Raw genomic sequence first — 19,133 nt, forward strand, 5'->3', positions numbered from 1 at the left:
GAATGAAGATCCTCGTCCTCGACACCATCCACGGCGGCGCCGCCCTCGCAGAGGCCCTGAAGAGGGCAGGCCATGCCGTCGATATGGTGGACGTCTACCGGGGACGCGAAGGAATACCTGCCGGAGAGGCGGCACGGCGCCGCTACGACCTGGTCGCCGCCCCGGTCCACCTCGACCCGGCCCATCCTCTCCTCTGTGCGGCGCCCCGGAGGATCACCCACCACGAGGCGGTGCGGATGCTCCTCGTCGGGAACCGCCCGGCCCGGATGATCGAGATCACCGGCGCGCGCGGCAAGACGACGACGGCGACCGCCCTTGCCTCGGTGCTGCCCGGCCCGGGCATCCTTCACACCTCGATGGGCACCGTCCGCTATCCTGAGGGCGTCACCCTCTGGAAACGCTCCATCACCCCGGCCTCGGTGCTCCCGGCGGCGGCGGAGGCGGCCCGTATCGGCGGCTGGCTCGTCGCCGAGGAGTCCCTCGGCGTCACCGGGGCCGGGGACCTCGCTATTCTCACCGCGACCGGGGACTACACGATCGCCGCCGGGAAAAGGCGCGCCCTTGCCGAGAAGATCAGGTCCATGAGCGGGTGCGCCGAAGTGCTCATCCCCCCGGGGACCGATCTGCCCGGTGCCTGCGCCGCCGACACGATCGCCGTCGTCACCGGGACGCTCTGCCGCTACCGGTGGAAAGGGATCGAGGGCGCGTTCGAGAACCCCCTCCTCGCGCTGCCCGGTTACAGGACGCCCCTCCAGATGGCGGCGGCGGCGGCCTGCCTGCTCGGCGCCGACCCCGCGGCCCTCGCCGCTTTTGCACCCTTAGAGGGCCGGATGGCCGTCGCCCGGCGGGACGGGAAGGTCATCGTCGACAACGCCAACAGCGGGACCTGCCGGGAGACGGCGGTCGGCGCCGCCGCCTATGCCCGCGCCCTCGCGGGCGGCGGCCCCCTCACCCTGGTGATCGGGACCGAGGGGCAGACCATCTGCGAGGGGTTCCCGGCAGATGAGGTGAAACGGACGATCGACGATATCCGCCCTGACCGCGTGGTGCTCGTCGGCGACTACCCGGAGATCGAGGGAATAACGGCCGGAGACCTTGCAGAAGGGGCCGGCATCGCAGAAGAGATCGCAAACGACGGCGGCGCGGTCGTCCTCGCCGTCAAGACATGGAGATAACCATGGATTACATACAGCCAAGGCCCAGTTCAATCGTCGCAGCCCTGTACACCGCCCGGGACCTCGAGGTGGAGGTGGCGATCCTCCACGGCCCGTCCGGGTGCTCGTTCAAGCACGCCCGCCTCCTCGAAGAGGACGGCATGCGGGTGCTGACCACCTCCCTCGCCGACAACGAGTTCATCTTCGGCGGTCAGGCGGTTCTCGAGCGGGTGCTCAAGGGAGCCGAGAAAGATTTTGCCCCGAAGCGGATGGCGGTGGTCGGCACCTGCGTCTCGATGATCATCGGCGAGGACCTGCAGGCGGCGATCGACGCCTCCGGGGTCGAGACCCCGACGATCGCGATCGACATCCACGCCGGCTTCAGGGAGAACATCCAGGGGGTGCTCGCCGCCCTCGAACCGGCGGCGGCGATCGGCTGGATCAGCGCCGACGAACTCGAACGGCAGCGGCGGCTGCTCGCGGCGGCGAACGAGGTCGAGCACCTGCGGGGCGCGGCCTCCCGCTCCTATATCGAGCCCTCCCGCGGCGACCTCAAGCACGTCGCGGCCAGGCGCCTCATCGACCTGGCGCGGGAGGGAAAACGGGGCATCGCCGTCATGAACGCCAAGAAGGAGACCGCCTATATGTTCGCCGACGAACTCCTCGCCCTCCATGATGCCTGCCCCGACGCCGAGATCACCTACATCGCCAACCTCGAAGACCGCGGCCTGCCCAAGGTGCGGGCCGACGCCGCCCGGGTCCTCCAGGGGATGCGCGAGGCCGGGCTCGAGCCCGAACTCCTCGGCGCCCTCGACGAGTACGGGGCGAACGGCGACGCCATCGGCGAGCGGATCAGGGAGATCGAGCCCGACTTCGCCCTCATCGTCGGCGTCCCCCATGCGGTCCCGCCAGAGTATACGGCGGGCGTCGAGGTGGTCTCGGTCACCAACGGCCCGCGGCAGGTGGCGCCCCTCCGCGAGATGGGGCACGCGGCGGTCGTCGTCGAGGTGGACCTCCACCCCAAGACCCTGGGCGTGCGCTCGATCGTCGAGAGCGAGTTCGGCGCCGTCGTGCGCAGCATCGCCCGGGGTGAATGAGATGAAGGCCCTCCTTGTCACCGGGGACCGCTCGGGCAGCGGGAAGACGAGCATCACCCTGGCCGTCGCCGCCCTCCTGGCGCAGGAGGCGCCGGTCCAGACCTACAAGGTGGCGATGGACTACATCGACCCTTCGTACCTGACGGCGGTCACCGGGCGCCCGTGCCGGAACCTGGACAGTTACGTGATGGACCCGACCCTGATCAGGGCCGTCTTCGAGCACGGGGCGAAGGGTGCGGAGATCGCCCTGGTCGAAGGGGTGCGGGGGCTCTACGAGGGGGCCGAGGCGATCGGCGACGCCGGGAGCACGGCCTCGGTCGCAAAGGCCCTCGACCTGCCGGTGGTGCTGGTCGTGGACGCCCGGAGCATCACCAGGAGCGCCGCCGCCCTGGTGAAGGGTTTTGCCGCCTTCGACCCGAAGGTGCGGATCGTCGGGGTGATCCTCAACAACATCAGCAGCGAGGGCCACCGCAGGAAGACCGTGCAGGCGGTCGAGCACTTCTGCAACATCCCGGTCATCGGAGCGATCCCGAAGAGCGAGGAGATGCGGCTTGCGATGCGCCACCTCGGGCTGGTGCCGTACCGCGAGGGCCAGGAGAGCGGCGACTTCCTCGACCGGATCAACGCCGTAAAAGAGGTGATCGGGTCGTACATCGACCTCGACGCCCTCAAGGCCCTGATGGAGGACTACCGCTTTGTCGGCGCCTCCGGGCCGTTCGCCCGCACCCACGAGGCCGACGTCACGGTGGCGGTCGCCTACGACGAGGCCTTCAACTTCTACTACAACGATCTCTTCGACGTCCTGCACGCCGGCGGGGCCGAGATCCGCACCTTCAGCCCGGTCCACGACCCCCTGCCCGCGGCCGACGGCTACATCGTCGGCGGCGGCTATCCCGAGATGCACGCCCCGGCGCTCGAGGCGAACGACCGGTGCCGGGAGGCGCTGAAGGAGGCCGCGGCAAACGGCGTGCCCATCTACGCCGAGTGCGGCGGGCTCATCTACCTCACCGAGCGGCTGGTCCTGCGGGCCGGGTGGCAGGGGCGGGAGCGAGAGGAGACCTGCACCATGTGCGGGGTCTTTTCAGGCGAGACCGTGATGCCGGCCCACCGCACCCTCGGCTACGTGGAGGGGCGGGCCGGGGCTGCGTGCCCCTTCGGCGAGGGGGCGTTCCGGGGCCACGAGTTCCATTACTCAGAGGTGCGGCTCGCGCCGGAGACGACGTTTGCCTACACCCTCTCCCGCGGCACCGGGATTAAGGGGGCGCTGGACGGGGCGGTGACCGAACAGACCCTGGCAAGTTACACGCACCTCCACCCGGCGGCGAGTGCCGACTTTTTCCGTGGTTTTCTTCAGGCGTGCAGGCAGGGGCCGCGCTCCTGAAGCCGAACCATAAAATACTATATCAATCCTGCGCCAATACTCTCTTTATGATTATCTACCTGGACGGGGCGTTCGTCCCTGAGAGCGAGGCGAAGGTCTCGGTCTTCGACCACGGCCTTCTCTACGGCGACGGCGTTTTTGAGGGGATCCGCGCCTATGACGGCCGCGTCTTCAGGCTGGACGAGCACATCGACCGGCTCTACGACTCGGCGAAGACGATCGACATGAAGGTCCCGATCACGAAGGAGGAGTTCAAGGAGGCGCTCCTCGAGGTCTTGCGGAGGAACAACCTCAGGGACGCCTATATCAGGCCGGTCGTCACCCGGGGCAAAGGAGACCTGGGCCTCGACCCGCGGAAGTGCCCGAAGCCGACGATCTTCATCATCGCCACCAGCTGGGGCGCGATGTACGGCGACCTCTACGAGAAGGGGCTCACCGCCGTCAGCGTCTCCGTCCGGAGGAACCCGGCCGAGGCCCTCCCGCCGAACGTGAAGAGCCTGAACTACTTGAACAACATCCTGGCGAAGATCGAGGCGAACTATAAGGGCGGGGACGAGGCGATCTTCTTCGACACCCACGGCTATGTCGCCGAAGGCTCGGGGGACAACATCTTCGTCGTCAAGGACGGCGTCATCGCCACCCCGCACACCCTCAACAACCTCAGGGGCGTGACCAGGAAGGTGGCGCTCGAGGTCGCCGCCTCACTCGGGATCGGTATCGAGGAGCGGAACCTTGGTTACTTCGACCTCTATACGGCCGACGAGGTCTTCGTCACCGGTACCGCCGCCGAGGTGGCGCCGATCACGAAGATCGACGGCAGGATCGTCGGCGACGGACACCCGGGCCCGGTCACCAGGCAGTTGATGGCCGGATTCTCTGCGGTGACCGCAAAGGAAGGCACCCCGATCTTCTGAGGTTCTCCCCCATCCTTTTTTATCCGATTGTGCCGTTCGATCACCCATGGACCATCCGATCACCGTTGACAGCGATGCCTGCACGCGCTGCGGCATCTGCATGGAGATCTGCCCGATGGGGATCATCGCGCAGGACGGGCCCGACGATCTGCCGCGCCTCGTTCCCGGCGGCGAGGCGGTGTGCAGCCGTTGCGGCCACTGCGAGGCCGTCTGCCCGGCCGGGGCGGTCTCGGCCCTGTACCCGGCCTCAGGGCCGCAGCATCTTCCCGGGGGGTCGGCGGCGATCGCCCCCGCGGACCTTGCGGCCTACCTGCGGGCCCGCCGGACGGTCCGCCGGTACCGGGAGGCGTGCGTGGATAAGGAGACGGTCGAGGCCCTGCTCGACGTGGTGAGGTTCGCACCCTCCGGGATGAACGGTCAGCCGGTCCACTGGCTCGTCGTCCACGACCCGGCCGAGGTGCGCCGCCTCGCGGGGCTTGCGATCGCGTGGATGCGGGAGGCGAGTCGGGCCGGCCACCCCATGGCCGATCTCTTCGGGGTGCTGGTGCGGACCTGGGACGCGGGCGTGGACCAGATCTGCCGGGGCGCCCCGCACCTGGTCGTCGCCCACGCCGATGCGAAGGACCCGATGGCCTACACCGACAGCATCATCGCCCTCGCCTGGCTCGAGGTCGCCGCCCCGTCCTTCGGCCTGGGGACCTGCTGGGCCGGGTTCTTCCAGATCGCCGCCGCGTCCTCGCCGGCGCTCCTTGAGGCGCTCGGCCTGCCCGAGGGGCACGCGCCGCAGTATGCGATGGCCCTGGGCTACCCGGCGTACCGGTTCCCCCGCGTGCCAGGCCGGGAGCCGGTGCGGGTCACCTGGCGGTGAGGCCGGCGCACCCCGCTTTTTCCGGGAGAAGGAGAGCGGCCGGCATATAAGGGCGGCCAGGCGCCGGCCGAAGGTTTAAGTACCAGGATCCGGATATATAGTATAGCATTTCTGCTGCCATAGTGTAGTGGCCAATCATGTCGGCCTTTCACGCCGACGACTGGGGTTCGAATCCCCATGGCAGCACTCTTTTTCTCAACGCTTCCCCGAGAACCTGACGTTTCAGGATCCAGAACTTCGCCGACATCTTTGAAACCGTCATCAGGAGGTCAAACCATCGACTTCCCTTCGCGTGAGCGTTCAGCACCGCACCCACCGCCGCGAAAACTCCCCGCACAAAAAAAGAAAAATTAGGTCCGCCTGAGCAGCAGGAAGCCCGCCGCGCCGATCGCGACGACAATGAGCACGACCGCCGCAACCGGGAGGGGTTCGGCCGCTCCAGCAACCGGTTCATCCTCCGCAGGCGCCGCGGTTCCGGCTGTCCCGGTCACGGCCGCCAGAGGTGCTCCGGTCTCAGGGGCGTCCACCGGGGCCGGGGTCGTCTCCACCGGGGTTATCGTGGTGTCGGGCGTGACGACCGGGACCGCACCTCCACTCCCACCGCCGCCGGGCGACGGTTTCGGCGCCGCGCCGAAGAGGCCGAAGGTCGAGAAGTGGTCGGTCTCGCCCCAGGCGACGTTCGCAGCGGTGTCGACGCCGCCGGGGAGCTGCTCCCAGGCGCCGGTCGTGCTCCACCAGTAGACCCTGATGGAGGACTCATCGATCCCGACGACGTCGGCGTCGGTGTAGTGGACCCGCACGATCACCGTCTGGATGTTGTCATTCCCGATCGTGCTCGTGATCTCGGCAAACCGACCGACATCGCGGGTGCCCGGGGGGACGGGCTGGTCGTCCGGGGACGACGTGAAGAGGGTGAAGACGATCGTCTCGCCCTGGAAGTCCCCGGTCGTCGTCAGGACCGCCGAAGCCCCGCCGCCGTCGACGATAACCGACTGACCGCCGGTGGCGTTGACCGGCCGCGTCGTGCTCTCCTCGGGCCGCTCCTTCGGCAGGGCCGCGCTCGCCGTCAGGGTCAGGTTTGTGACGCCGCCGCTCTCAAAGAGCGCCGACTCCACCGCACGCACGCCGTCGATATAGAAGGTGATGTTCTTGCCCGGCTGCAGGGCGGGCGTCCAGACGACGAGTTTTGCGCCGCCGCCGTACGCCGTCCCGTACACTCCGGTCGGACCGACCAGGATCGTCCCGGCCTCGTTCCCCTCCACCGATGCGACGATGATCGAACCGGCCGGGGCATTCGAGCCGTCCGGGCCATAGACCTGCCCATAGAAGGCATGGGGGATCGTCGACGGGGCGCCCTCGCTCGCGAGCGCCGGGGCGACCAGGAGGCTCGCGGCGATGATGAGCGCCGCGATGATTGCGTGTGCTGGTATTCGCGTCATGATTGCCTCACAGGTTCCACGCCCATTCGGGCATGGGGAGAGGGGTGGTGGAGAACCCGGCAAGGGTGGCGGGGTTCTCCATATAGACCCAGTAGCCGCAGGTGGCGTCCATATCGGGTGCATCGTCCCCGCGGGTGAAGACCCAGGACTCGGGGTTGATCGACGGCGAGACGACGACGGTGTATCCGTCGCGGCCGTCAGGGGTGTACGCGACGGTGGTCAGGGCTGTCGTGACCGACGTCCCGTAGGGCTCGCCCCACCAGAAGTACGCCTGGCCGATCGGCTCAGGGAGACCGACCAGGGCATAGGCCGGGCCGACCAGGTTCCACCCTGCCTCGAGGGTGCGGGTCGGCGGGCTCGTGACCTCCGGGCTGATCCGGACCGGCAGGCGGTCGTAGTCGTTCATCCTGACGTACACAGCATCGAGCGGGTTGATCGTGCTCGCATCGGTCACCTGGACCCAGCGCCCGGCACCGGCGTCCCAGGCATAGGCGACGGCGTAATCGAGGCCGTCGCCGAGGCCGGTGGCCGCCCCCCAGGTGGCGTTCTCAAGGGCCAGCGGGAACGAGAGGGTGTTCCATCCGGGCTCAAGCCCGGTGCGGTAACCGTCGCCGCCGATGAAGGGCGACCCGATCTCAAGCCCGAAGTACGACTTCCCGGTCTCCAGGACGACGTCCGCCGGCCTGGTCAGCCAGGGCTCGTACAGGGCGGCGCCGTAGACCGGGCTCCCTGTTCCGGGGCCGGTGCCAGACGGCCCGCTGGCGTCGCCCCACCAGTTGTGGGTGGCATAGGGCTCGTAGACCTCCCCGTCATAGGAGTACGGGAAACCTGCATAGCCGTTGTTGATGGTGTTGAAGGTGGCGTCGCCGCCCACCGAGAGGATACCAAGGTCCAGGCCGATGAGCTGGGTCTCGCCGTCCACCCGGTCGCCCCGGCACATGCCCACCAGGGCTGCCCATGCCTCACCGTCCACGGTGTTCGCGTCGATATACGAGGGGTTCAGGCTGACGATGCCGACGTTGATCACCCCGATAACGCCGAGAATACCGGCGTCTTCGAGGAGCTCCTCAGTCGCCGCCTCGACAGTTCCTTCGGCGTTCGCCGCCGTGAAGACGGTGTTGTTCGTGATGCACGAACGCAGGGTCACGATACCCCCGGAGGCGGCGATCCCCAGGTTTGCAGCCCCGGCACCGGGCAGGCCGGAGCCTGCCGCCAGGATGACAGGATCAGAGAGGTCCGTGACCTCTGCAACGGCCATGCTGTTCTGGCTTGCGACGGCGCTGACGGTGTTGTCCAGCACACTGGCCTCGGGTGCGACGATACCGAAACTCGCCGCGGCACCGACCGCCGCAGAGAGGGCATGGGAAGAGCCGTCAAGAGGCGGGTCGAGCAGCATCCCGGCGAGCGAGGCGACGTTGATCTCGTCGGTGACCGAGACCGTGTTGCCCTGGATCACGTCGCCGAAGGCGTCGTCCATCGTGGGAGGAACGGGGGCGTAGGTCCCGGCGTCCAGGATCGTGCCGGCATCGAGGACGATGCCGACGCCCACGCCCGCCGTGGCCGCAACGCTGAGGGCTATCCGGTCCTTTACCAGGGCGACCGCCTCGGCGATCGCCTCCGTGGTCTGCAGGACGGTGATGTTGTTGCCCTGGACCAGGCTCTCATCGCCGTCTGCACAGATACCCGCCGCGAGGAAGAGGTGAGCGGTGCCGGCCGCCGCGTCCGAGGTCTCGATATCGCTTCCAGAGGCGATGTTCAGGTATATGCCGGAGGTGCCCACCTCGACGGTGTTCTCCGCCAGCCTGGCCGCATCGCTCGTCCCGATGATGCCGAAGGAGGTCACGAGACCGGCAGATCCGGCGGCGGCGTCGGGCACATCGGCGTTCTCGCTCTCGGCGACGGCGATCCCGATGCTCGAGGTCAGGACCGAGAAGGTGTTCTCATAGACCTGCGTCTCACCTTCGGCAGTGTAGAGGAGGCCGTAGTTCATCGAGACCGGGACGGCGGCTGCAAGCCTGGTCCCGTTCAGGAACCCGAACAGCTCATCGCTCTCAAGGATCTCCTGGTAACCGGCGATGATCTCGTCCACGCCGGATCCCGCGGGGAAGAGGCCGTCGGTCTCGGCATAGAGTGCAAGGGCGTCGGCGTCGCCGTTGATGACGGCGTCGGTGATCGCCGCCCTCTCCTCTACGGAGAGGTTCTGCCACGCATCGCCGTTCTCGTCGATGAGGCTGAGGACAGCGGCCTGCTGCATCTGTTCGCCGGCAAAGGCCTGCTCGATGAGCCCGAGCGGCATGGCACCCTCACAGAGTGCCGCCGCCTCCTCCTCTCCGACCGGCAGGCTGGATACAAGGGAGAGGGCGTTCAGGGAGACCGGGACGATGTTGCGGCAGACCGTCGGGTCCACGACGTCTTCGAGGACGATGCCGGCCGTCACCGTGCGGACCTGGGCGAGGCACACCTCGTCGATACGGGGTTCGAAGGCAAGGGCGCTGCTCAGATCGACGTCCAGGCCTTCAACCTCCTCGAAGGCGGAGAGAGCAGAGGCGCGGTTCTCCTTTGCATCCATCACGGCGGCGTACCTGGCCTGAAGGTCGCTGTTATCCGCAAGGGCGTCGCCGAACACGCCGGAGAGCGGACCAAGAAACGTCATGCTCTGCGCCGAAACAGAGACCGCGTTCCCGTCGACTACCGGGCTCTGGACGGGTTCATCCCACCAGCCCCGGACAGAGATGCCGGTCATCATGAGTTCGCCGGCGATGCCCGCAAAGGGTTCGTCCGGCGTCCCCCCGTCATGGGCGAACACGCCGCCGAAGGTCTCGACGACATTCTCCAGGATCTCGGGTTCGTCGCTCTCATAGACATCGATGCCGTTTACGCTGCCGGACACCCGGAGCAGGTCGTCATCACCGTCGCGGGTCCGGTCCCGGATCGTCATACTCTCCACGACGGCGACGTTCTCGCTCACCCGGCACGCGTCGCACTCCTCGAGATAGATGCCCTCGACCGCCACGCGGCAGGTCTCGGGCGACCCGCTGGCAGAGAGGGTATAGGAGATGTCGTTCCTGGTGACCTGGGCCCTGACGGATTCAAAGGCCGTGATGCCGGCCGGTCTCATCCGCCCGTCGTTCCCGCCGGTGCTGGCGCATTCTACCTCCACAGAGACGGTATTGTTGAGGACCCGCCCCTTCTCGGCCCAACCGAGACGGATGCCGACCGGCTGGACGATGCTGGATACGGTGCTGATCTCGACGGTGTTGCCCTCGATGAGGGTGAGGTCGCCGGCGCCGTGGATGCCGAGCGTCCGGGTTCTGTTGGGTGCAAGCCCGACGACGGTGACCTCATTCTCGATGATTGAGGCACTTTCCGAGTCGCAGGACCTGATCCCCCATACGTCGGCAGAGACGTAGACCCCTTCAACCTCGTCGCCGAGACCCATGGAGACGACCTGGTTGCCCTCGACGAGAACAGAGGGGCTCTCCAGGACCGTGACACCGTCGGGCGCCAGTGATAGGTACTGCTCCTCTTCTATGGTGGAGAGCGGTTTGTTATCCTCAGGAACGAGGGCGGCAAGGACCAGGTTGACGGCGCCCACCTCGACCGGCCCAACCTCCGGGGCCCGTGAGGCGGCAAGGATGCGGTTGTCGCGGACGCGGGCTTCAGGCGCCCTGTCGAGGGTGACACCCATCTGGTGGCCTGATCCCATGACAAGCACCATGTTGTCGCCGATGCAGGCCCCCGCGCCGTCCTCGACGAGAATGCCGCAGGTGTCCGGGGCGGCATCGTTGAGGAGAGAGACGTAGTTGTGCTCGAGGGAGACGGCATCGGCGCCATGGGCGAAGATGCCGATCTCGGTGGCGTTGGCGACCTCAAAACCGCTGAAGGTGACGTTATCCGCGGTGATCTCGACACCGATCGCCTCGCCGGGGACGTCGAGGATCGGTATCCCCTCATCGAGGGCGGTCAGTGCGGAGACGCCCAGGACGCTCATGCTCCGGTCGATCACGAGAGCCTCGCGGTATGTCCCGTTATGGACCCATACCTCGCCGCCCGTCGCCACGCCGTCTATGGCCTCCTGGATGCTGGAGAAGTTTAAGTAACCGTAGTCGGGCGTCTGGTCAGTGTACGATTCGTTCACGGCGACCCTGTCAGGCAGGGCCACCGCAGCTGCCGGTGCCGTCAGCATCACGCAGAAGAGCACCATCAGCGCAAAAAGAAGTCTTGGATGGAGAAGTATCCCCACCCCGGGGGCTTTAACCATGTCTATCACCTAACTATGAGATTGTGCGAGATTCTTTAATCCATAATATTTAGATATATTGAAATTTTAAATGCGATAATACCGATTTTTTATGAATGTTGTTGTATTTTGGCGGTAGATTCTCGAAATAGTTTGACATAGCGCATACTCCGGAGGAGGGGCCTGGTACTTCTCTCATTTTGACAGCCGACATCGAGCGATCTGGTCTCACGCGACGACTCAAAACGGCGTTAGCAGCACCCGAACTTCGCGGCTTCGCGTTCTATAGCATGATTTTTTTGTCATTTTTTTCTGGAAAACTCACGCTATAGTCCGCGAAGATGCGCGAAGGGAAGGTGATGGTTTGATCTCCGGATGGCTGTCTCAAACATGTTGGCGAAGTACGGGGGCTGGAAAAAAAGATGGTTGCGTCCAGGCAGACCTACTCGGTCGTCTTCCCGTCGAAATGCTCTTCCTGTGCCATGGCCTCCGCACGGGTCCGGCGGACGACGCCGTCCTGGTGCTCGGGCGGCGAGTAGATTGTGTAAAGCTTGAGGTTTGCGGTCTTCGAGGTGTTTATGACGTTGTGCAGCGCCCCGTTCGGGACGATCACGGCGTTGCCGTCCTTAACGGCGTGCGCGACGCCGTCGATCACGACCGACCCCTCGCCTTCCTCGAACCGGAAGAACTGGTCGACGTCGTCGTGCACCTCCTCGCCGATCTCCTCGCCGGGCTCAAGGCACATCAGCACGAGCTGGCTGAACCGCCCGGTATAGAGGACTTTGCGGAAGTTGGTGTTCTTTACCGTCTCGGTCTCGATATCTGCGACAAATCCTTTCTTCATCACTGTTCCCTCCCGGGATGATCCTCTCTGCTGCGCCGCGAGTATTTGAGGGTTCAGGTCATCCCCGGCATCCCCGGTGGGTCACCTCTCCCTCGGCCGCAACCCGCCCGGTGATCATGATCGTCCGGTCCTCGACCGGGACCGCTTTCCCCGAGCGCTGCAGGGCCCGGTCCACGACATGGCGCACCCCGCCGCAGCAGGGCACCTCCATGTGCAGGACGGTCACCGAGCGGATCGTGTGCCGCGAGAAGATCTCGGCGAGTTTTGCGACGTAACCCTCGATATCAGCGTCCAGCTTCGGGCAGAAGAGGAGCAGGACCCTGCCCCGCAGGAAGTCCCGGTGGAAACCGGCATAGGCAAAGGGGACGCAGTCGCCGGAGACAAGGAGGTCGGCGTCGTCGAAGTACGAGGCCGCGGGGTTGACGAGGGAGAGCTGGATCGGCCATTGCCGCAGTTCCGACGCCATCGTCCCGCGGTCCTGTGGGGCCGTGTCAGGGAGGGTCCGCACCGCAGACCCCGGACAGGCCGCCGGGGCGCCGGGGGTGCTGTGCGAGGGGACCGGGACGGCGTGTTCGGTCAGGTAGCCGACCGCCTGGCGGTAGAGTTCTTCCTCCCCGTGGCCGAGGAGGTGCTCCAGGTGCGCCCGGATCACCGCCTCGCCCTGCGGGACGATCTTCGCCATCACGGCCCGCTCGTCGTACGGGCCGGCCTCCCGCTCGACGACGCGGATCGCTCCCTCAGGGCAGGTCCCGATGCAGGCGCCGAGGCCGTCGCAGAAGAGGTCGCTCACCAGCCGCGCCTTCCCCTCGATGACCTGGAGCGCCCCTTCGGGGCAGTCAGGGATGCAGAGCCCGCACCCGGTGCACTTCTCCTCGTCGATCTCGATGATCTTTCTCTTCACCATGATACTCCAGATACCTCCCTGTTAGCGCAAAAACATTTGTGATCCGGCCGCCGGGTTTCGGGCAAGGTTTAAATCAGCCCGGGGATAGTTTCCATCATACACCTCGCGGCCCCGCCCGCTAAAGATCGAGGGATGACCTATGGAAAACAAGAATAAACTGACAACGGCCGCCGGCGCACCGGTGGGGGACAACCAGAACGCCATGACGGCCGGGCCCCGCGGCCCGATGCTGCTGCAGGACGTCTGGTACATGGAGAAACTCGCCCACTTCGACCGCGAAGTGATCCCGGAACGGCGCATGCACGCCAAGGGGTCGGGCGCCTTCGGGACGTTCACCGTCACCCACGACATCACCCGGTACACAAAGGCAAAGGTCTTCTCGGATATCGGGAAGAAGACCGATGTATTCGTCCGCTTCTCGACCGTGGCCGGGGAGCGCGGCGCCGCCGACGCAGAGCGCGATATCCGCGGCTTTGCGATGAAGTTTTACACCGAGGAGGGGAACTGGGACCTGGTCGGGAACAACACCCCGGTCTTCTTCCTCCGCGACCCCCACAAGTTCCCTGACCTCAACCGGGCGGTCAAGCGCGACCCCAGGACCAACATGCGTTCGCCCACGAACAACTGGGATTTCTGGACCTCCCTGCCCGAGGCGCTCCACCAGGTGACGATCACCATGAGCGACCGCGGCATCCCCCTCTCCTACCGCCACATGCACGGTTTTAGCAGCCACGCGTACAGCATGGTCAACGCCGGGAACGAGCGTGTCTGGGTGAAGTTCCACCTGCACACCCAGCAGGGGATCAAGAACCTCACCGACCAGGAGGCGGCGGAGATCGTCGCAAAGGACCGCGAGAGCAACCAGCGCGACCTGATGGAGAGCATCGACCGGGGCGACTTCCCGCGCTGGACGATGTTTATCCAGGTGATGACCCAGGAGCAGGCGAAGGCGATGCCGTACAACCCCTTCGACCTGACCAAGGTCTGGTACAAGGGGGAATATCCCCTGATCGAGGTCGGCGTCCTCGAACTGAACCGGAACCCGGACAACTATTTCCAGGACGTGGAGCAGGCGGCGTTCAACCCGGCCGCGGCGGTGCCGGGGATCGGGTTCTCGCCGGATAAGATGCTGCAGGGGCGCCTCTTCTCCTACGGCGACGCACAGCGCTACCGCCTGGGGGTCAACCACCACCAGATCCCGGTCAACCGCCCGAGGTGTTATGCAAACCCCTCGCACCGCGACGGCCAGATGCGGGTGGACGGCAATGCCGGGTCCACCGTGGGCTATGAGCCGAACAGCTTCGGGGCGTGGCAGGAGCAGCCCGGGTATCGGGAGCCGTTCCTGGAGCTCTCGGGCGACGGGGGCGCCTGGAACTTCCGCGAGGACGATGCAGATTATTACACCCAGCCCGGCAAACTCTTCCGCCTGATGAGCCCTGAGCAGCAGCAGGTGCTCTGCGAGAACACGGCGCGGGCGATGGAGGGTGTGCCCGAGTTCATCAAGATCCGGCATATCAACAACTGCATGCAGGCCGATCCGGCCTATGGAAAGGGCGTGGCAGACGCCCTGGGGATCCCGATGGACCGGGTGGAGTGAGCCCACCAACCTTTTTTCTCACTCCTGGTTGACCGAACAGAAGGGGTCAGAGGCCCGAGGGTCGCCGGTGGCGGCATAGGCCCGCACCCGGCAGCCGCCGCCGCAGAGGGTGCGGTAGGTGCAGGTCCCACAGGGGCCGGAGATGGGGAGGTCTCTGGCCCTGAAGAGGGAGAGGACCGGGTTGTCGGTCTCCTGCCAGAGGCGTGAGAACGGTTTTTCCCTGATGTTTCCGACGAGGAATTCGGGGAAACGGGCGAACTGGCAGGGGTAGACGTTGCCCTGCGGGTCGATGTTCGCCACCCTGAGGCCGGCGCTGCACCCGCCGTTTGTGGACTGGAGGAGGGTGCGGGCATCGGCGGCGTCGGGGGAACCGTCACGCTCCAGGGACCTGAGGAGGTGGACGCCGTCCTGGGGGGCGTCGACGGTGAGGAACTCCATGGACCCGGGGTCGGTCGTCTTCGCCTTATGGTAGAGGAGGGTGAGGGCGTCGTCCACCTCCTCCGGCCCCACCTGGAGGCGCTCGTAGGCCTCGCCGCCTCGCCCGGTGGGGACGAGCCAGTAGAGGCAGAAGCGGGAGGCGCCCAGGTCTGCCGCAAGGTCGATGAGGGGCGCAAGCTCTCCCAGGTTCTCGGTCGTCAGGGTGACACGCAGGCCGGTCCGGACGCCGGCCTCCCGGCAGAGGGCGAACCCGGCCAGGGCCCGGTCGAATGCCCCCCTGCTGTTCCTGAAGGCGTCGTGGATCGCGGGGCTCGCAGCGTCGAGGGAGATGCCGGCATAGCCGATCCCGCACTCCCGGATCATCCGGGCGGCGTCGGCGGTGATCAGGGTGCCGTTCGTGCTGAGGGCGGTCCGGATCCCGCGGTCTGCCGCCGCCCACGCCAGGTCGAGGAGGTCCTCGCGGAGGAGGGGTTCGCCGCCGGTGAAGAGGATGAGGGGGACGCCTGCCGCCGCAAGGTCGTCAATGAGGGCGAGGGCTTCGGCGGTCGAGAGTTCTGCCTCTTTCCGGCAGTCCGGGCCCGACCGGCTGTAGCAGTGGGCGCAGGCGAGGTTGCAGCGGTCGGTGAGGTTCCAGAAGACGACCGGGCGGTAGTTCTGCACAAAGGCGAGGTATTTTCCCGGCACTTCGGTGAGCGGTCTGTTCTGGTGGCGCATGACGCCGCTGATCGTCCCGCGTCCGTGTATGCACTGTGTCAGTCTGTTCATGGTAGATCGCCTCTGTTCTCGCCGATACGCACGTTCGGGACCCGTTTGAACTCCTCGGTGCTGAAGAGGACGCAGGGGTCGGTGCAGCCGGACGCCCGCCCCGCCTCTTCGACGGCGGCGAGCACCGCGGTTCGGCTGCGGCCGTGGTGGACGGTGTAGAGGGTGTACTCCCATCGCCCTGGCACCGGGCGGCGGTGGTAGCAGTGGGAGATACCGGGTGAGGACGAGAAATAGGCGATTGCCCGCTCCTCCCCGCCCGCGGGCACCCGCCAGGCCACCAGGGCGTTTGCCGTGATCCCGACGAGCCGCTGGTTGATCCTGGCCCGGATCTTCCTGATCACGCCGTCGTCCCTGAGGCGCTGCACCCGCTCCAGCACCTCTTCACCGGAGATGCCGATCCTCTGCCCGATCGCGGCGAAGGGTTCTTCGACCGCGGGGATGCCCTGCTCCAGCTCGGCGAGGAGGGCGAGGTCAGTCTGGTCCACGGGCGTCCTCCTGGAGCAGCGGGAAGCGGACATCGATCTTGTGGGCCCGGACGGTGGGGAGGTTGAGCATATCGCCCTCAGGGATGCCGGTGCGGTCCAGGATCTCGGCGAGGACGGCATGGAGCCGTTCTTCGGTCGGGGCGGCGAGGGTGAACCAGAGGGAGTAGGGGTGGTCACGCCTGAAGTTGTGCGAGACCTCGGGGTAGGCGCTGACGATCGCCGCCACCTCGCGGACGCGGTCCTCGGGGACGCGGAGGGCGATGAGGGTGGCGGCGGTGATGCCGAACCGCCTGGACTCGAGGACCGGCGAGATGCTGCGGAGGACGCCTGCGGCCTGGAGCCGCTGCATCCTCTCCAGGAGGTCGGCTTCGGTGGTCCCGAGGGAGGCGGCGATCCCGGCCCAGGGGCGGGGGACGAGGGGGAGGTCGTCCTGGAGGGCGTCGAGGAGGGCGAGGTCGAGGGATGGGTCGTACGGGCACCAGGGGTCTTCGCCGCAGACCTCGCCGTCGGGGTCGTCCGGGCGGAGGAGGCCGTCGCACCATCTGGCAGGGACGGCGGCCTCGCCGCGGTACGCCCGCGCCCGGCAGCCGCCGCAGACCGATTTATACCCGCACCGCCCGCATTTTCCGGTGAGGCGGTCTGGGTCGCGGAGGGCCTGGAAGAGGGGGGAGGTCTGCCAGATCTCGGCGAAGGGGGTGGTGCAGAGGGTGCCGGCGCTCACCGGGAGGTAGGGGCAGGGGGTGACCTCGCCGGTGGCGTAGATCCGGCAGTAGGTGATGCCGGCCAGGCAGCCGCGGCTCCAGCCGGGGTTCTCGATCCCGGCCTCTTCGGCGATGCGGCGGAACTGGGGGGCGCAGGTCGGGCGGATACGGAGGCCGCTGTCCCGGTAACGGAGGAGGATCTCCCTGATCAGGGCCTCGTATGCATGGGGGCTGCCCGGGCCGCTGCCCCGGCCGGTCTCCACGGGAAAGAAGATCTGGTAGTCGTGCACGCCCAGGGACCGGCCGAGGGCGAGGACGCCGTCCACGTCGTCCAGGGCCGGGCGGGTGACGGTCATGTTGATCCGCACGCCGATCCCTTCCTCCCGGCAGTGCCCGATCGCCGCAACCGCCCGTTCCCAGACGCCGGGAACGCCGCGGAAGGCGTCGTGCGTCGCCGGGTCGGCGGAGTCGAGGCTGACGGCGACCGACCTGATCCCGGCCCCGGCGAGGCGGTGCGCTGTCGTCCGGTCGAGGAGGTAGCCGCTCGTGCCCATGGCCATGATGAGGCCACGGTCGGTGCCGTGGCGGGCGATCTCGAAGATGTCCTCCCGCATCAGGGGCTCGCCGCCGCTCAGGATGACGACCGGGCGCCCGGCGGCGGCGATCTGGTCGAGGACGCGGAAGGCTTCTTCGGTGGTGAGGGCGCCCTCGGCCTCCTGCTCGCCGGCGTCGGCGTAGCAGTGGGCGCATTTGAGGGGGCAGCGGAGGGTGATGTTCCAGGAGATCAGGGCCGGGGAGGGGGGGTGACCCTGGAGGGGGGGTCTGTGTCGGATTGGCCCGTTGTGCGCTGCATCTCTCCTTACCTCTGGTCGCCGCCGATTTCAACCTTTGGATGGGGGTGGATGACGGCATTTCTGGCCGGCGGTATAGGGCGAGAGGAGGGTGTTCCCCCCGGCGGCGGTGGCACTCTTGCACCCCATGTGCACCGAAAATGCACCGGAAATGTGCAAAGGACGAGGACGGAGGATCGAGCTGGAATTGTATATTCTATAGAGAGGAGAGAGATCTCTCTCTCCTATACCAGTAGATTGCACCAGAATAGAGGCACCCACCTCACCTGGTCGGTCGGGGTCTGTGGGTGGGGGGGTGTGTGCGATCGGTGTTGGGGTGCACATGAGGGGGAGGATGGGGGTTGGCGGGGATGGATTTGGAATTGGGGGATTTAGAATTGTTTTTTTGGGTGCATTTATGGAGTGCAGGCTGGTGCACATGGGTGCATAGGTGCACATGTGGTGGGGTGAGGGCGGGCGTGGAGCCCTGATCAACGCCTGTTTTTGGAAAACATTTCAATCCGCACGTTATCGGATGCTGATCGGAAATGATCTCCTCTGTTATGAGGGGATAGGAGGGAAATGGATATAAGATTTTCTGCACTGTAGAAAACCTCCACGATGAGAAATTGTAAGAATCTGTGGAGGTTACAGACAATCATTTTTCCGGCGATTTCTTTTGTCTGGATGAGAAATATTCTTGCTTTGAGATCCCCGGAGAATTTTCTTTTCAAGACAGAGAATTTGTTTTCAACGAGTTGTCGTCGAGGGTAGATGATGTCATTGAACCGAGTGGCCATTTCCTGTCGGTACGTCCCACCAACGAAGTCAGCATTCCAGGATCGGAGAGGGATAACCGAATTGGCATGAAGGATTTCCCTGATCAGCCGGTGAATGGCTTCAGAGTCGTATCCCAGATCCATGACATAACAATCGGATTTCCGGAGATTGTGGCATTGCCTGAGTAGTTTCTCTGCATGCCGGGTATCATGAACCCGGCTTTTCGAGGCAACGAATCCGGTAATAACCTGTTGTTCGGTATCAACCGAGATTGATGTTTTGAGGAAATGTTTTCGGATTTTACCGGTTCGCTCAGAAAAATAATGACTGCAGTATCCGCTGGTAAACCCGGATGAGTCGATTGCGGTTAGGGGAATTGTATCGTCAGTGGAGTAGAACAGGTTCACGGTTTTCTTGAATGTCAGCCGAAGGTACAGAGATTTTATCCGGCAGAGGAATTTCTGGAGTGTGGTGAAATGCGGTACGATTGAGAGGTTCAGGATATCCTGAACTTGTTCCATGTCACCAACATCTTCAATAAACTCCCGGTAGTGCTGGTTCCTGAAGTCTTTGAAAAGAACGAGAGCAAGAAGCTGATACTGGGCGTAAGTCTTCTTCGAATACTTACAGGAATAGGGCTTGAGGTGAGTCTACTTTATGACCTACATTGCGGCCTGGATAAACCTGATATTCCGG

Annotated in this window: 13 protein-coding genes, 1 tRNA gene and 1 pseudogene; 7 read left to right on the forward strand and 8 right to left on the reverse strand. The window is 65.6% G+C overall.

Annotated features, from left to right (window positions below; translation table 11 throughout):
• The first annotated feature begins 2 nt into the window (after nt 1-2).
• The 6 genes from cfbE (at nt 3) to METLI_RS08375 (ending at nt 5,600) form a co-directional block, all read left to right on the forward strand.
• Nucleotides 3-1,175 carry a coenzyme F430 synthase gene (cfbE, locus tag METLI_RS08350; protein ID WP_004039416.1) on the forward strand — a complete coding sequence of 391 codons (1,173 nt, stop codon included), beginning with the start codon at nt 3-5 and terminating at the stop codon, nt 1,173-1,175.
• Nucleotides 1,176-1,177: 2 nt separating this feature from the next.
• Entirely contained in the window at nt 1,178-2,251 is a 1,074-nt protein-coding gene (gene cfbD / locus METLI_RS08355) for a Ni-sirohydrochlorin a,c-diamide reductive cyclase catalytic subunit (RefSeq protein WP_004039418.1), read from the forward strand.
• A 1-nt stretch (nt 2,252) separates the two neighbouring features.
• Nucleotides 2,253-3,632 (forward strand): Ni-sirohydrochlorin a,c-diamide synthase, encoded by a 1,380-nt coding sequence (gene cfbB / locus METLI_RS08360; RefSeq protein ID WP_004039420.1) that lies wholly within the window; start codon nt 2,253-2,255, stop codon nt 3,630-3,632.
• 47 nt (nt 3,633-3,679) lie between these two features.
• Nucleotides 3,680-4,546 (forward strand): branched-chain-amino-acid transaminase, encoded by an 867-nt coding sequence (ilvE, locus tag METLI_RS08365; RefSeq protein WP_004039423.1) that lies wholly within the window; start codon nt 3,680-3,682, stop codon nt 4,544-4,546.
• 46 nt (nt 4,547-4,592) lie between these two features.
• On the forward strand, nt 4,593-5,414 hold the full coding sequence (locus tag METLI_RS08370; protein WP_004039425.1) for a nitroreductase family protein: 822 nt from the start codon (nt 4,593-4,595) through the stop codon (nt 5,412-5,414).
• A 113-nt stretch (nt 5,415-5,527) separates the two neighbouring features.
• Nucleotides 5,528-5,600: transfer RNA gene (locus METLI_RS08375), tRNA-Glu, on the forward strand.
• A 164-nt stretch (nt 5,601-5,764) separates the two neighbouring features.
• On the opposite strand, the gene METLI_RS08380 is transcribed toward METLI_RS08375, so the two are convergent.
• The 4 genes from METLI_RS08380 to METLI_RS08395 form a co-directional block, all read right to left on the reverse strand.
• The gene (locus tag METLI_RS08380; RefSeq protein WP_004039428.1) at nt 5,765-6,853 is read right to left on the reverse strand and encodes a hypothetical protein; all 1,089 of its coding nucleotides are present in this window, start codon (nt 6,851-6,853) and stop codon (nt 5,765-5,767) included.
• 7 nt (nt 6,854-6,860) lie between these two features.
• Nucleotides 6,861-11,114 (reverse strand): autotransporter outer membrane beta-barrel domain-containing protein, encoded by a 4,254-nt coding sequence (locus METLI_RS08385; protein WP_004039430.1) that lies wholly within the window; start codon nt 11,112-11,114, stop codon nt 6,861-6,863.
• Nucleotides 11,115-11,535: 421 nt separating this feature from the next.
• Nucleotides 11,536-11,937 carry a cupin domain-containing protein gene (locus METLI_RS08390; protein WP_004039432.1) on the reverse strand — a complete coding sequence of 134 codons (402 nt, stop codon included), beginning with the start codon at nt 11,935-11,937 and terminating at the stop codon, nt 11,536-11,538.
• 58 nt (nt 11,938-11,995) lie between these two features.
• Complete coding sequence (locus METLI_RS08395; protein WP_048104180.1) at nt 11,996-12,838, reverse strand: ATP-binding protein; 843 nt, start codon at nt 12,836-12,838, stop codon at nt 11,996-11,998.
• A 142-nt stretch (nt 12,839-12,980) separates the two neighbouring features.
• Between METLI_RS08395 and METLI_RS08400 the strand changes: the two genes are divergently transcribed.
• Complete coding sequence (locus METLI_RS08400) at nt 12,981-14,438, forward strand: catalase (protein ID WP_004039435.1); 1,458 nt, start codon at nt 12,981-12,983, stop codon at nt 14,436-14,438.
• An 18-nt stretch (nt 14,439-14,456) separates the two neighbouring features.
• Here METLI_RS08400 and METLI_RS08405 read toward each other — a convergent pair whose 3' ends face one another.
• The 4 genes and pseudogenes from METLI_RS08405 to METLI_RS08420 form a co-directional block, all read right to left on the reverse strand.
• Nucleotides 14,457-15,641 (reverse strand): radical SAM/SPASM domain-containing protein, encoded by a 1,185-nt coding sequence (locus METLI_RS08405; RefSeq protein WP_004039445.1) that lies wholly within the window; start codon nt 15,639-15,641, stop codon nt 14,457-14,459.
• On the reverse strand, nt 15,638-16,126 hold the full coding sequence (gene ahbB / locus METLI_RS08410) for a siroheme decarboxylase subunit beta (protein ID WP_004039447.1): 489 nt from the start codon (nt 16,124-16,126) through the stop codon (nt 15,638-15,640). The genes METLI_RS08405 and ahbB overlap by 4 nt, the downstream gene beginning before the upstream one ends.
• Nucleotides 16,113-17,660, reverse strand: a complete 1,548-nt coding sequence (locus METLI_RS08415) for a radical SAM/SPASM domain-containing protein (protein ID WP_004039449.1) — start codon at nt 17,658-17,660, stop codon at nt 16,113-16,115. The genes ahbB and METLI_RS08415 overlap by 14 nt, the downstream gene beginning before the upstream one ends.
• A 488-nt stretch (nt 17,661-18,148) precedes the next feature.
• Nucleotides 18,149-19,087 (reverse strand): annotated as a pseudogene (locus METLI_RS08420) (IS5 family transposase); the annotation flags it as partial.
• Nucleotides 19,088-19,133 lie beyond the last annotated feature (46 nt).

This window comes from Methanofollis liminatans DSM 4140, assembly GCF_000275865.1.
Lineage (GTDB): Archaea > Halobacteriota > Methanomicrobia > Methanomicrobiales > Methanofollaceae > Methanofollis > Methanofollis liminatans.

Coding starts and splice junctions, on each gene's coding strand:
- cfbB (WP_004039420.1), top strand. CDS start 2,253: ATGAAGGCCCTCCTTGTCACCGGGGACCGCTCGGGCAGCGGGAAGACG.
- METLI_RS08385 (WP_004039430.1), bottom strand. CDS start 11,114: ATGGTTAAAGCCCCCGGGGTGGGGATACTTCTCCATCCAAGACTTCTT.
- METLI_RS08380 (WP_004039428.1), bottom strand. CDS start 6,853: ATGACGCGAATACCAGCACACGCAATCATCGCGGCGCTCATCATCGCC.
- ilvE (WP_004039423.1), top strand. CDS start 3,680: ATGATTATCTACCTGGACGGGGCGTTCGTCCCTGAGAGCGAGGCGAAG.
- METLI_RS08370 (WP_004039425.1), top strand. CDS start 4,593: ATGGACCATCCGATCACCGTTGACAGCGATGCCTGCACGCGCTGCGGC.
- METLI_RS08390 (WP_004039432.1), bottom strand. CDS start 11,937: ATGAAGAAAGGATTTGTCGCAGATATCGAGACCGAGACGGTAAAGAAC.
- METLI_RS08400 (WP_004039435.1), top strand. CDS start 12,981: ATGGAAAACAAGAATAAACTGACAACGGCCGCCGGCGCACCGGTGGGG.
- cfbD (WP_004039418.1), top strand. CDS start 1,178: ATGGATTACATACAGCCAAGGCCCAGTTCAATCGTCGCAGCCCTGTAC.
- METLI_RS08405 (WP_004039445.1), bottom strand. CDS start 15,641: ATGAACAGACTGACACAGTGCATACACGGACGCGGGACGATCAGCGGC.
- cfbE (WP_004039416.1), top strand. CDS start 3: ATGAAGATCCTCGTCCTCGACACCATCCACGGCGGCGCCGCCCTCGCA.